Raw genomic sequence first — 12,749 nt, 5'->3', positions numbered from 1 at the left:
CGAGGTTATCGTCCGGTCTGGCGCGGGCGCCGCGAGCCCGTCGGGTCGTTCCGGCGCCCCTCCTTGGAGGCCAGCGCCGGGTCGGCGAAGAGCCACCCTGGGCGGGGTTCCACCAGCGGGCGGAAGACCCACCTGACCGGCTTCGTCGCCAGCGCGAGGGCGATCAGCACTGACGCCACGGTGACGAGGGGGAGCCAGATCCAGGTCGGCTCGAGGCTCTGCAGGATCCCGCTCTCGCGGAAGGGGTACAGCACGAACGAATGCAGGAGGAACACGTACATCGTGTACTGGCCGAATGCCGTCCACCAGTGGGCGCCCCGCGGGATGAGGGCGAAGAAGGCGGCGCTGAGCACGACGGCGAGCATCATCAGGAGGATCCGCACCCCGCCGGCCCACCACTGCTCCCCGCCCAGGTCGGCGTAGGAGTCCTCGTAGAAGAGCCAGTGCCGCAGGTCGGACGCCTGCCACAGCGGAAGCCAGTTCCAGGCCGCCCAGCCGGCCAGCGCGAAGATCGCGACGGCGCCGCCGCGGATCCACCAGGGGCGGAAGTCGAGGAGGCGGAACCTGTCGACGATGTCGTGCTCGCGCAGCCACCAGCCCAGCGTGAAGAAGGGAAGGAGCCCCAGGGTGCGGGACAGCGAGAACGTGCTGTCGACGTTCGGCAGGTAGCCCACGCCGACCGAGATGACCACGGTCCACAGCAGCGGCCACCGGAGCAGTGCGAGGTACGGGAGCACGAGCCGGAAGATCCCGAGCGCGAGGAGGAACCACAGCGTCCAGCTCGGTTTCGTGATGTTCGGATCGACCTGGCCCTCGACCAGCCATTTGGTGAGTGTCCACAGCGTCTCGAAGATGACGTAGGGGAGCAGGATGTCCGTGATCACCCTGGCCATCTGCGTCTTGGAGGGCGAGCCGGACTTCGAGAAGTAGCCGGAGATGATGGCGAACGCCGGCATGTGGAACGCGTACAGCGCGAGGTAGAACGCGAAGGCGATGTCGGAGTCGTACGTCAGGCGCTGGATCGCGTGACCGAGCACGACGAGCACGATGCAGACGTAGCGCGCGTTGTCCCAGAACGGCACACGTCTCCGCCTGCGGGGAACCGATCCTGTGGTGGGCCCTGAGATGTCGGCGCCGGCAGTGCTCATCGTTCGAGGCTACAGGCCGGGAATAAAGTTGCTGTGAGCGCGTTGACACAGATACATTCAAATGAATAGAAACGGATGCGAGTCATCCGGTTCGGAGACACGGAGCAATCATGAGCGAGCAGTCAGGCGCGCAGGCGATGCAGTTCGGCATCATGTCGGTCAGCGACATCACGCGCGATCCCACCACCGGGATCACCCCCAGTGAGCAGGAGCGCATCAAGGCGACCACGGCGATCGCCGTGCACGCCGAAGAGGTCGGACTCGACGTCTTCGCGATCGGCGAGCACCACAACCCGCCGTTCTGGTCCTCCAGCCCCACGACCTTCCTCGCGGCGCTGGCCGCGCAGACCGAGCGCCTGATCGTCTCCACGTCGACGACGCTCATCACCACGAACGATCCCGTGCGCATCGCCGAGGAGTACGCGATGCTGCAGCATGTCTCTGACGGCCGCATGGACCTCATGCTCGGTCGTGGCAACACCGGTCCGGTGTATCCCTGGTTCGGTCAGGACATCCGCCAGGGACTCCCGCTCGCGATCGAGAACTACGCCCTGCTGCACAAGCTGTGGCGTGAGGACGTCGTCGACTGGGAGGGCAAGTTCCGCACGCCGCTGCAGGGCTTCACGTCGACTCCGCGCCCCCTCGACGGGATCGCGCCGTTCGTATGGCACGGATCCATCCGTACCCCGGAGATCGCCGAGCAGGCTGCGTACTACGGTGACGGCTTCTTCGCGAACAACATCTTCTGGCCCAAGGAGCACTACCAGCGCCTCATCGAGCTGTACCGCCAGCGCTTCGAGCACTACGGCCACGGCACACGGGAACAGGCGATCGTGGGTCTCGGCGGACAGGTGTTCATGGCCGCGAAGTCGCAGGACGCGGTGAACCAGTTCCGCCCGTACTTCGACAACGCGCCCGTCTACGGTCACGGGCCGAGCATGGAGGACTTCACCGAGATGACTCCGCTGACGGTGGGTTCCCCGCAGCAGGTGATCGACCGGTACGCCGCGATGCGCGAGCACTACGGTGACTACCAGCGGCAACTCTTCCTGATCGACCACGCGGGTCTGCCGCTCAAGACGGTGCTGGAGCAGCTCGACATCCTCGGTTCCGAGGTCGTGCCGGTGCTCCGCAAGGAGCTCGCGAAAGACCGCCCCGCCGCCGTGCCCGACGCGCCGACCCACGCGGCACGCGTCAGGGCCGAATTCGGCGACGGTCCGACCCGTCAGGCGCGCCCCGGCGCCAACCGCGGTGACAACCTGACAGGCGATTCGCCCTACCAGGACAGCCCGGCCCCCGCAGGCGCAGCCTTCGGGCTCGGCCGCACGGAGGCGTGACATGGCCGTGCGTCGTATCGCCGTGGTCTCCGCCGGCCTGTCGAACCCGTCGTCCACGAGGATGCTCGCGGACCGACTCGCGGCCGAGACCGTGAAAGCCCTCGCCGAGCACGACATCGAAGCGAGCGTCGACGTGATCGAGCTGCGGGACTATGCGCACGACATCACGAACAACCTGCTCACCGGGTTCGCGCCGCCGGCCCTGGAGACGGCGATCAACACCGTGGTCTCCGCCGACGCGCTGATCGCGGTGACGCCGATCTTCTCGACGAGCTACTCGGGGTTGTTCAAGTCCTTCATCGACGTGCTCGACCCGGATGCGCTCACCGGCACGCCCGTGCTGATCGGTGCGAACGCCGGCACCGCGCGGCACTCGCTGGCGATCGACTACGCGATCCGCCCGCTCTTCGCCTACCTGCATGCGGAGCCCGTCTCGACCGGGGTGTTCGCGGCATCGAGCGACTGGGGTGGAGCGGGAGACGACGTCGCGCCGCTCGCCAAGCGCGTCGAGAAGGGTGCCAGAGAGTTGGCGGAGGCGATCGCCCGACGCGAGGCGACCGCGGTCGCCGACCCGTACGATCCGGCGACGTACCTGGGAGAGGGGCGTTCCTTCGGCCACATGCTCGGCGGTCTCGCGGGCGAGTGAGCGGCGCATGACGCCACCGTACGATGTCCGAGGGATATCGTACGGTGGCGTCATGCCCACACACCCCGCGCTCGTCGCGCTCCAGGAACGACTCACCGGCACCCTCCTCCTCCCCGAAGACGACGCTTACGATGCGGCGCGACAGCCGTGGAATCTCGCGATCGAGCAGCGGCCGGATGCGGTGGCGATACCTGCCGACGTCGACGACCTCCGTGCACTGCTGAGTGCGGCACGCGAGTCCGGCACGCCGCTCGCGATCCAGCCGAGTGGTCATGGCGCCTCCGGATCCCTGGCCGGCACCGTGCTCGTGCGCATGGGTGCTTTTGACGATCTGGAGGTCGACCTCGAAAGCGGCATCGTCAGAGTCGGTACCGGCGTGCGCTGGGGAGCTGTCGTCGAGGCGCTCGAAGGCTCGGGGTGGGTCGCTCCTGCCGGAACCAGTCCGGTGGTGAGCGTCGCGGGGTACACGCTGGGCGGCGGACACTCGTGGTTCAGCCGGACGGCGGGTCTCGGGTCCGACAACCTGCGCGCGGCGTGGGTGCTGCGCACCGACGGCACGCACGAGCGCGTCGACGACGACACCGATGCCGACCTCATGTGGGCGCTGCGGGGCGCCGGCGGCCTCGTCGGGATCGTGACCGCGACCGAGATCGATCTGGTGCGGGCACCCGCCGTCTGGGGGGCGAACCTCACCTTCGACGTCGCTGATGCCCCAGCGGTGGTCCGTGCCGTCCGCGACCTCGCAGCCTCGGCTCCGTCGACGCTCAACGTCTTCCTCAACTCGATGCGCATGCCGGACGCCCTGCAGCTTCCGGAGGAGATCAGGGGAAGGAGCTTCCTCACGGTCCAGGCGCTGTCGGCCGACGGGTCGCAGGAGGAGCTGATCGACACCATACGGCGGGCAGGGACGGTGCGCAGGGAGATCACCGGGCCGACGTCGCCGGCGGCACTCGCGGCCGCCTCGAACGAGCCGACGGATCCCACGCCGGGGCGTGGGGCGTCGATGGCGCTCAGCGTGCTCGACGATGCGACCATCGACGCCCTCCTCGAATTCCGGGAGCTGCCGGAGCAGTGGCCGATCATGGGCATCGACATCCGTATGCTCGGCGGTGCTCTCGATGCACCGCGGCGTGAGGGTTTCGCCTCGCTCGAATCCGTGGGCTGGCTGTTGCACGCTCTCGTGCCGGTGATCCCGGGAGTGCCCGCAGAACCGGGAGAGATGAGTCTCGAGGCCTTCCGAGAGCTGCTGGGACCGAACGAGGCATCGCAGACCGTGGCGACCTTCCTCGAACCGGAACAGACCCTCGAGCGCTGCGGGTCCGACGACGAGATCGCCCGGCTTCGTGATCTGCGTGCGCGCTTCGATCCGCACGCGGTGCTGCACGACGGACGGCTGCCGCGCTGACGGTCAGGTCCCCGGGCCGGGTCGCCTCTTCCAGTCGTACTCGGTCTCCGGCCGTCCGCGGGTCCCGTATCGCGCCGAACGCGTGAGTACGCCTTCGGCGACCAGGTGTTCCAGGTAGCGACGCACGGCGACCCGCGACATACCGAGACGCTCTGCCGCCTCGCTCGCCGAGAGCGGCCCGTCGGTGCGCAACTCGGCGGTGACCCTGTCGAGCGAGGCCGCCGAGAGCCCCTTGGGGAGGGGGATCGTCGCGGTGGAACGCCCGAGCAGGGCGTCGATTTCCGCCTGCGTCGCTTCGCCCTCGGTGCTCCGCGCCTGTTCGCGGTGCGTACGGTACTGCTCCATCCGCTCGCGGAACACCGCGAAGGGGAACGGCTTGATCAGATACTGGAAGACACCGAGTGCGGCCATCTGTCGAACGGCGTCGGCGTCGCGGACGCCGGTGATGGCGATCACATCCACGGCCGCGGATCGCCCGCGAAGCGTGCGGAGCACGTCGATGCCGGAGCCGTCCGGCATCGTGATGTCGAGCAGAACCAGGTCGAACGCATCGGGGCGCTCGAGCACGGCCCTCATGGCGGCTCGAGCCCCCGTGCACTCGCCGGCGACGACGAACCCGTCGAGGCGGGCCATGTAGTCGCGATGCAGTTCGAGGGTCAGAGCATCGTCATCGACGATGAGTGTGCGGATCATGCCGGAGACCTCCGTGGCCCTGCTGCGGGGAGGACGACCCGGAACGTCGTCGGATCGTCACTCACGGTCACAGAACCGCCGGCGCCGGTGACCACGGAATGGACGAGCGCGAGCCCGACGCCGCGACCCTGCGCGTCGGCGGGCTTCGTGGAGTAGCCCTGGTCGAAGATACGCTCCCGCAGGGAAGGCGGGATGCCGGGGCCGCTGTCCGAGACCTCGAGCATGATCCCGGCACCGTGCGGGCGGAGCGAGACCTGAACCCAGCGGTCGTCGGACTCAGCGGCCGCATCCATGGCGTTGTCCACGAGATTGCCGAGCACCGAGACGGCGTCCACCGGGGACAGCGGTGTGCGAGGTGTGTCGGGTTCGATGCGCACCCGCCAATCGATGCCGCGTTCCTTGGCCTGGGAGGCTTTGCCGAGAAGGAGAGCACCCACGGCGGGATCCCCGTGTCGTCGTGCGGTCACCTGGTCGACGAGCGACTGGCTCTGTCGAGAAGTCTCGGTGAGGATCTCGATCGCCTCGTCCCGGCGCCCGAGTTCGAGCAGAGCGACGGCGGCGTGCATCCGATTCCCGTGCTCGTGGGTCTGCGCGCGCAGGGCTTCGCTCAGAGTGCGGATCGATTCGTAGGAAGAGACCGCGTCGCGCACCTGACCGGGTGGCAGATCGCCCGCGATGCGGCGGGTCACGCGTCGGGCGATCACGGCACCGCCGGCACCGAGGGCGACGAGGCCGATCGTGATGCCGAGGGTGAGAGGCAGGCGGCGGATCAGGGTGTCGGTGATCGACTCTGTCGTCACGCCGGCCGACACCCAGCCGATCAGCGCGCCGTCCGTCGTCGTCACCGGCGCGATGGTGCGCACCGAAGGGCCGAGAGTGCCGGTGAACTCCTCGGTGAGTGGGATGGGCGACGACGGGATCGTTCCCAGGTAGTGTCCGCCGATCTGGTCGGTGTCGGGGTGCGTGATCCGCGTGCCGTCCGGCGTCATGACCGTGATGAAGTCGAGTCCTGCACTGGCGATCACCGCGAGCGAATAGGGCTCGAGCACCGGGGTCGCTGAGCCCGGATCATCCCCGCGCAGACCGTCGATCACCAGGGGAGAGGAGGCGAACGCGGCGGCGGTGGCCGCCGTCACCCGTTCGGCCTCGGCGCGGATCGACCGCTGCGCCTCGACCACCAGGTAGACGGCCACCACAGCGCCGATCACGACGGCCGCGACGAGCAGCACCGCGAAGACTCGGGATGCGGCGCTGCGTGCGCGGGAGGTGTGCGCCATCGCTTCCTCCGATCGTCGATGCTCCGGTGCCGTGACCAATACGACCACAAGTCGCCTCCGTGCGCGAAGTCGGAGACCGTGAGATCTGATCGGCGGCGACGCAGCCGCCCACCAGACGAAGACGTCGATGATCGAGGAGGATGCGATGGCGCTCACAACAGGATTCTCACTGCCGAAATTCAATTGGCGGCGAGGGAAGCAATCGTGGGACCGGCACACCTGGCTGTATGTGTCCGTGCTGCTGGCGGTCGTCCTCGGCGCCGTCGTCGGTCTCGTGTGGCCGGAGGTCGGCCAGGCGTTCGAGCCGCTGGGCAAGGGGTTCGTCGCTCTGATCAAGATGATGATCGCGCCGATCATCTTCTGCACGATCGTCGTCGGGGTGGGATCGATCGCCAAGGCGGCCACCGTCGGCAAGATCGGCGGACTGGCGCTGCTGTACTTCATGATCATGTCGACCTTCGCACTCGCGATCGGCCTCGTCGTCGGCAACATCATCCACCCCGGTGCCGGTCTCGACATGGCCTCCTCGACCTACGATGCGGTCGAGACCGAGGCCAAGACCACGCAGGAGTTCATCCTCGGCATCATCCCGACGACGTTCTTCTCGGCCTTCACGGGGGAGAGCGTGCTGCAGGTGCTGTTCATCGCGCTGCTCGTCGGCTTCGCCCTGCAGGGGCTCGGCGATCGCGGTGCACCGATCATGGAGGCTGTCAAGCAGCTGCAGAAACTGGTCTTCCGCATCCTCGGCATGATCCTGTGGCTTGCGCCTCTCGGAGCGTTCGGCGCCATCGCCGCGGTGGTGGGCAAGACCGGTGTCGCCGCCATCTGGAGCCTCGGAACGCTGATGGTCGCGTTCTACATCACCTGCATCCTGTTCATCGTCGTGATCCTCGGAGCGCTGCTGTGGACAGTCACGCGGGTGAACATCTTCTCCCTCATGAAGTACCTCGCCAGGGAGTACCTGCTCATCGTCGGCACCTCGTCGTCGGAGTCAGCGCTGCCTCGACTGATCGCGAAGATGGAGTTCGTCGGCGTCTCCAAGCCTGTCGTCGGCATCACCGTACCGACCGGATACTCGTTCAACCTCGACGGCACGGCCATCTACCTGACCATGGCCTCGCTGTTCATCGCCACCGGTATGGGGCAGCCGATGACGATCGGCGAGCAGATCGGCCTGCTGGTGTTCATGATCATCGCCAGCAAGGGGGCAGCGGGTGTCACCGGTGCCGGTCTCGCCACCCTCGCCGGTGGTCTCCAGGCCTACCGTCCCGATCTGGTGGACGGTGTCGGCGTGATCGTCGGCATCGACCGGTTCATGTCCGAGGGCCGCGCGCTCACGAACTTCACCGGCAACGCGGTGGCGACGCTCCTGATCGGCACCTGGACGAAGCAGATCGACCGCGACCGTGTGCGGCGCGTGCTCAGCGGCGAGCTGCCGTTCGACGAGTCCCTGTCCGACGGCGTCGACGCCCACGGACACGCGGACGCTCCGCAGGCGGCGGACATGCAGGAGCTGCGTGAGGCGGCGGTCACCGAGATGGCGGCGAAGGAGGAGCGGGCCAGGCTTCGCGCCGATCGCTCCTGACGCGAGATCGCGCACGACGAGAGGGTGAGGGATGCGGGAGGCCGGCCGAGCCGGCTCCCGCATCCGCGCGGTCAACCGCTCTTGCGTCGGAACTCGCGCCGGGTCTGCGGGGCGTTCGCACTGTGCACGGCGGAGTCGCCGTCGAGGTGTGCCTCGCCCTGCCGGTGGTGCGCGTTCTTCTTCTCGAGCGCTTCCTTGAACTTGCGCTTCATCTCTTCGGACGAGGAGGCGCCTTCTTCGGTGCTCATGCCCCGAGCCTAGAGCAACCGGTCCGGCCGGTCATCCTCTGGTGCGGCGCACGCACAGGTCGATCACCGCTCCGAGTCCGATCGCGAGCACGATCGACACCGGCACCGCGACAAGGGGGCCGCCGGGAAGGATCGCCGCAACGGCTGCACCGACCGCTGCCTGGTAGAGCGCCCACCCGGTCGCGGCCAGGGCGACGAGAGCGAGATAGCGGGGAGGATGGATGCGCGATGCTCCGGCGGCCAGGTTGATCGCCAGGCGCGCGAACGGCACGAACCGGGCGGTGAACAGCACCGTCGCCATCCCGCCGTCCAAGCGGCGTCGGGCCCACACCAGAGCCTGCTGCACACGGGGCATCCTCATCCACCGCCAGCGCTCGGTTCCCACCGAACGCCCGATGAGGTAGCAGCAGGCGTCTCCGACGGCCGCGGCGACGGCGGCGCAGACGACCACGGCCCAGAGCGGCGGGGAACCCGTGGTCACGGCGACGGCGCCGAGCGCCGTCACCGCGACCTCACCCGGCACGACGACGAAGAAGGCATCGCCGACGACGAGCAGACTCATCACCGCCAGGCTCCACGGGCTGGCGAGCGATGCGGTCAGCAGATCCGTCGGCACGTCGCCCACTGTGCCCGCGACGGGTGAACGGGAACCAAAGACCGGATAGCCGGTGACCCGTTCTCCAGCATCCGGTGAACATCTGGTGCAGGGGAGCGTCTCCGGCGCATGGAGCTCCCGAGTCCCGTCATCCTGGTGCTGTGAGAGTAGCGATCGTCACAGAATCCTTCCTTCCGCACATGAACGGCGTCACCGGCTCGGTGCTGCAGATCCTGCGGCACCTCGAGCGGCGAGGGCATGAGGCACATGTCGTCGCCCCCGCTGCGGTCGGCGTCCCCGCCGAGGTGAGCGGGGCACGCATCGAGGCGATTCCGAGCCTCGCGCTGCCGGGGTACCGTCATGTGCGGGTGGGCACGTCGAGCGCTCGCCGGGTCGCGTCCTCACTCGCGCGCTTCCAGCCCGATGTCGTGCACCTCGCCTCCCCGTTCGCTCTGGGATGGCGGGGGGTGCTCGCAGCCGAACGCCTCGACCTGCCTGCCGTCGCCGCTTACCAGACCGATGTCGCCGCATACACCCAGCGCTACCGGATCGCGGCGACCACCGGCATCGCCCAGACTCACATCGCCCGCTTGCACAGGCGCGCGACCCTGACCCTGGCGCCTTCGGCTGACTCGGCCGGGCAGCTCGCCGCGCTCGGCATCGATCGCGTCCGGCGGTGGGGGAGAGGTGTCGATGCCGAACGCTTCCAGCCCGCGCGGCGCCAGTATGCGCTCCGCTCCGAGTGGGGCGCCGACGTCGTGATCGGCTATGTGGGACGCCTCGCTCCTGAGAAGCAGGTCGAAGACCTCGCCGCGCTCCGCGACATCCCGGGCACGCGACTGGTGATCGTCGGAGACGGACCCAGCAGGGCACGGCTGCAGGGCCTGCTCCCCGACGCCCTGTTCCTCGGCCACCTCGACGGCGGTGAGTTGGCCGCGGCGATGGCGTCGTTCGACCTCTTCGTGCACCCGGGCGAGAGTGAGACCTTCGGGCAGACCCTGCAGGAAGCGCACGCGAGTGGCGTACCCGTCGTAGCCACGGGGCGTGGCGGCCCGCTCGACCTCGTACGCATGGGAATCGATGGTTGGCTCTACCGGCCGGGCGACCTCGACGATCTGCGGATGCGCGTGGCCGATCTCGCCGGAGATGCGCGCAAGCGACGCGCGTTCGGCGATGCGGGGCGCGTAGCCGTGCAGGAGCGCAGCTGGGAGAGCGTGTGCGATCAGCTCCTCGGCCACTTCGACGAGGCTCGGATGCTGCAGAGGGCCGATTCCGGGGCGCGCTCCCGCCGCGTCGTGCGACCGGAACCGTCCGCGCCGGTCACTGCCCGCCGATGGCACCGCTACGTCGCTCTCGGCGACTCCCTGACGGAAGGACTGTGCGACCCGGCACCCGACGGTGCCCTCCGCGGGTGGGCCGACCGCCTCGCCCTGCTGCTCGCCGCCAGAGGAAGCCTGCACTACGCGAACCTGGCGGTCCGGTCCAAGCGCGTGCGCGACCTCACCGGCCAGCAACTGACGCGAGCACTCGAACTGCGCCCCGACCTCGCGTCGATCCTGATCGGGGCGAACGACCTCGTGAAGCGCCGTGTCGACGTCACAGCGCTCGCCGCGGAGCTCGAGGGGGCGGTGCGACAGTTGCGGGGGATCGGTGCCGACGTGCTTCTGGTGACGCCGTTCCTTCCCGGGCGCCGCGCGGCATCGTTCTACACGAGGAGGTTCTCCGCCTTCGCGACCGCATTGACCGGTATCGCGGCTCGCACCGGAGCGATCCTGATCGACACGGACCTGCATCCCTCATTGGGCGAGCGCCCGAACTGGGGCGAAGACCTGGTGCACCTCAGCAGTCGAGGGCACCGTTTCCTCGCCTATCGCGCCGGCGAGATACTCGGAGTGCCCGATGCGGACACACTGGGAGTGCTCGATGCCGCGATGCACGAGCATGAGCCCATCGGCGCGGGGGTATGGTGGCGCCGTCACGCGTTGCCCTGGGTCTGGCGTCGGCTGCACGGGCGGGCGGCGGGCGACGGGCGGCTCGCGAAGCACGACGACTACGTCTACCTCGGTCGCTCGTCCGCAGCGAGGACGGCGTTCGTCCGCTGACCTCGTGCTCCGGTGGAGTGTTCGGTGCCGCCCCTGCCGTGGGTGCCTCAACGCCGCCCCATGCCGTGGTACTGCCAACCGGCAGCACGCCAGGAGAGGGAGTCGAGACAGTTCCGTCCGTCGATGATGATCCGTCCCCGCACGAGTGCGCCGGCGTGCTCGGGCGAGAGGTCGCGCCGGTACTCGTCCCATTCGGTGACGACGACGACGGCGTCGGCCTCCCGCAGCGCCTCGTCGCGGTCACGCGCGTAGCCGAGCTGAGGGTGCGCAGCCGCGGCGTTGTCGACGGCAGCCGGGTCGGTCACGACGACATCCGCGCCCAGCCCGCGCAGTCGCACGGCAACGTCCAGGGCCGGTGAATCGCGGATGTCGTCGCTGAACGGTTTGAAGGCGGCGCCCAGCACGGCGATCCGCCGGCCGAACACGAGCCCGCCCAGCGCGTCGACCACGAGCTGCACCGCCCGATCACGGCGACGGAGGTTGATGCTGTCGACCTCGCGCAGGAACCCGACCGCTTCGCCGCGTCCCAGCTCTTCGGCCCGTGCGGCGAACGCGCGGATGTCCTTGGGAAGGCACCCTCCGCCGAAGCCGATGCCCGCGCCGAGGTAGCGTCGGCCGATGCGGGTGTCATGCCCGAGCGCGTCGGCGAGCAGGCCGACATCGGCACCGGACGCCTCGGCGATCTCGGCCATCGCGTTGATGAACGAGATCTTGGTGGCCAGGAACGCGTTCGCCGCGCCCTTGACCAGCTCGGCCGTCGCGAGATCCGTGACGAGGAAGGGCGTCCCCGCGTCGAGGGCCGGCGCGTACACCTCTCGCAGGACTCCGACCGCGCGCTGACCCGCCGCATCGGCCTCGGCGCCGACCACGAGGCGGTCCGGGGTCAGAGTGTCGTGCACGGCCCAGCCTTCGCGCAGGAACTCGGGGTTCCACACGAGCGTCGCTCCCGTGACGGCGATGCGCCCGGCGACCGCGACGGCTGTACCGACCGGCACGGTGGATTTTCCCGCGACGACGTCGCCGACGCGCAGATGGGGGAGCAGCCCGTCGACTGCCGCATCGACGTGACGCAGATCCGCGGCATGCCCACCCGGCATCTGCGGAGTGCCGACGGCGAGGAAGTGCACGTCCGCACCCGCGGCGTCCGCCATCCGGTCGCTGAAGCGGAGCCGCCCCGAGCGCAGGCCATCCGCCAGCAGCTCCGGCAGCCGTGGCTCGAAGAACGGTGCGGTGCCGGAAGCGAGGGCCGCGATCTTCTGCGCGTCGACGTCGATGCCGATCACGTCGTGTCCGATGGAGGCCATGGCGGCGGCGTGCACGGCACCGAGGTAGCCGCAGCCGATCACTGACAAGCGCATGGACTCCACCACAGCGGACGCCCGTCGCTTCGCGGAGTCCGCACGGTGAACGGGCTGTGGACGCGAGATGTCGGATCCGCGATGCGCGACGAGACGCAGGATTTGAGGTCAGCGCTGGTAGGGTGGATGAGGTTGACGTGTGTCAACCGCATAATTTCATATCGACTCATGGAGCGATCGGCGGAGAAGCTGGTCCCCTGTGGTGGGTTCCTCGGCGGATGTCGGGTGGCTTTCTACTGGTGGCCAGCGCAGGCGAGATTCGCGGGAGTGCCCGCGCGCCCGAACCCCTCTGTTCCGCTCCTTTGAACACGCTCGCGCGTCACATGGATTCGCGAGTCTAAACAAAGAAGGAGAG

At 68.8% G+C, this 12,749-nt stretch carries 11 protein-coding genes; 5 read left to right on the top strand and 6 right to left on the bottom strand.

Translation table 11 applies throughout. The annotated features are described in order from the left end of the window. Window positions 1-5: 5 nt before the first annotated feature. Entirely contained in the window at window positions 6-1,148 is a 1,143-nt protein-coding gene (locus tag ABDC25_RS10205) for an acyltransferase family protein (protein WP_347122839.1), read from the bottom strand. 110 nt (window positions 1,149-1,258) lie between these two features. Between ABDC25_RS10205 and ABDC25_RS10200 the strand changes: the two genes are divergently transcribed. From ABDC25_RS10200 to ABDC25_RS10190, 3 genes are read left to right on the top strand one after another with little or no spacing between them, the layout of a single operon-like run. Next, entirely contained in the window at window positions 1,259-2,485 is a 1,227-nt protein-coding gene (locus tag ABDC25_RS10200; protein WP_347122838.1) for an LLM class flavin-dependent oxidoreductase, read from the top strand. A 1-nt stretch (window position 2,486) separates the two neighbouring features. Next, window positions 2,487-3,131 (top strand): FMN reductase, encoded by a 645-nt coding sequence (locus ABDC25_RS10195; protein ID WP_315068257.1) that lies wholly within the window; start codon window positions 2,487-2,489, stop codon window positions 3,129-3,131. A gap of 52 nt (window positions 3,132-3,183) precedes the next feature. After that, window positions 3,184-4,536 (top strand): FAD-binding oxidoreductase, encoded by a 1,353-nt coding sequence (locus tag ABDC25_RS10190; RefSeq protein ID WP_347122837.1) that lies wholly within the window; start codon window positions 3,184-3,186, stop codon window positions 4,534-4,536. Between the two features lie 3 nt (window positions 4,537-4,539). Here ABDC25_RS10190 and ABDC25_RS10185 read toward each other — a convergent pair whose 3' ends face one another. Both ABDC25_RS10185 and ABDC25_RS10180 read right to left on the bottom strand, forming a co-directional pair. After that, on the bottom strand, window positions 4,540-5,229 hold the full coding sequence (locus ABDC25_RS10185; RefSeq protein ID WP_347122835.1) for a response regulator: 690 nt from the start codon (window positions 5,227-5,229) through the stop codon (window positions 4,540-4,542). After that, complete coding sequence (locus ABDC25_RS10180) at window positions 5,226-6,506, bottom strand: ATP-binding protein (RefSeq protein ID WP_347122833.1); 1,281 nt, start codon at window positions 6,504-6,506, stop codon at window positions 5,226-5,228. The genes ABDC25_RS10185 and ABDC25_RS10180 overlap by 4 nt, the downstream gene beginning before the upstream one ends. 145 nt (window positions 6,507-6,651) lie before the next feature. On the opposite strand from ABDC25_RS10180, the gene ABDC25_RS10175 reads away from it, so the two are divergent. Further along, a complete protein-coding gene (locus tag ABDC25_RS10175) occupies window positions 6,652-8,091 on the top strand; it encodes a cation:dicarboxylase symporter family transporter (protein ID WP_347122831.1) in 1,440 nt (479 codons plus the stop codon). A 71-nt stretch (window positions 8,092-8,162) separates the two neighbouring features. Here the strand turns inward: ABDC25_RS10175 and ABDC25_RS10170 are convergent, their stop codons facing one another. Further along, a complete protein-coding gene (locus ABDC25_RS10170) occupies window positions 8,163-8,339 on the bottom strand; it encodes a DUF5302 domain-containing protein (protein ID WP_017830923.1) in 177 nt (58 codons plus the stop codon). A 31-nt stretch (window positions 8,340-8,370) separates the two neighbouring features. Continuing rightward, the gene (locus tag ABDC25_RS10165) at window positions 8,371-8,955 is read right to left on the bottom strand and encodes a VTT domain-containing protein (RefSeq protein ID WP_347122829.1); all 585 of its coding nucleotides are present in this window, start codon (window positions 8,953-8,955) and stop codon (window positions 8,371-8,373) included. Between the two features lie 179 nt (window positions 8,956-9,134). On the opposite strand from ABDC25_RS10165, the gene ABDC25_RS10160 reads away from it, so the two are divergent. Next, entirely contained in the window at window positions 9,135-11,036 is a 1,902-nt protein-coding gene (locus ABDC25_RS10160; protein WP_347122827.1) for a GDSL-type esterase/lipase family protein, read from the top strand. 47 nt (window positions 11,037-11,083) lie between these two features. On the opposite strand, the gene ABDC25_RS10155 is transcribed toward ABDC25_RS10160, so the two are convergent. Beyond that, window positions 11,084-12,394, bottom strand: coding sequence for a UDP-glucose/GDP-mannose dehydrogenase family protein (locus tag ABDC25_RS10155; protein ID WP_322953718.1), 1,311 nt, complete (start codon window positions 12,392-12,394; stop codon window positions 11,084-11,086). Window positions 12,395-12,749: the final 355 nt, after the last annotated feature.

Origin of the sequence: Microbacterium sp. SY138, from assembly GCF_039729145.1 — a bacterium.
In the GTDB taxonomy this organism is placed as follows: Bacteria; Actinomycetota; Actinomycetes; order Actinomycetales; family Microbacteriaceae; genus Microbacterium; species Microbacterium maritypicum_A.
This window is presented reverse-complemented; position numbering and strand designations above follow the sequence as displayed.

Excerpts from the sequence above, each read along its gene's own strand:
- ABDC25_RS10205 (WP_347122839.1), bottom strand. The coding sequence starts at position 1,148 with ATGAGCACTGCCGGCGCCGACATCTCAGGGCCCACCACAGGATCGGTT.
- ABDC25_RS10200 (WP_347122838.1), top strand. The coding sequence starts at position 1,259 with ATGAGCGAGCAGTCAGGCGCGCAGGCGATGCAGTTCGGCATCATGTCG.
- ABDC25_RS10195 (WP_315068257.1), top strand. The coding sequence starts at position 2,487 with ATGGCCGTGCGTCGTATCGCCGTGGTCTCCGCCGGCCTGTCGAACCCG.
- ABDC25_RS10190 (WP_347122837.1), top strand. The coding sequence starts at position 3,184 with ATGCCCACACACCCCGCGCTCGTCGCGCTCCAGGAACGACTCACCGGC.
- ABDC25_RS10185 (WP_347122835.1), bottom strand. The coding sequence starts at position 5,229 with ATGATCCGCACACTCATCGTCGATGACGATGCTCTGACCCTCGAACTG.
- ABDC25_RS10180 (WP_347122833.1), bottom strand. The coding sequence starts at position 6,506 with ATGGCGCACACCTCCCGCGCACGCAGCGCCGCATCCCGAGTCTTCGCG.
- ABDC25_RS10175 (WP_347122831.1), top strand. The coding sequence starts at position 6,652 with ATGGCGCTCACAACAGGATTCTCACTGCCGAAATTCAATTGGCGGCGA.
- ABDC25_RS10170 (WP_017830923.1), bottom strand. The coding sequence starts at position 8,339 with ATGAGCACCGAAGAAGGCGCCTCCTCGTCCGAAGAGATGAAGCGCAAG.
- ABDC25_RS10160 (WP_347122827.1), top strand. The coding sequence starts at position 9,135 with ATGAACGGCGTCACCGGCTCGGTGCTGCAGATCCTGCGGCACCTCGAG.
- ABDC25_RS10155 (WP_322953718.1), bottom strand. The coding sequence starts at position 12,394 with ATGCGCTTGTCAGTGATCGGCTGCGGCTACCTCGGTGCCGTGCACGCC.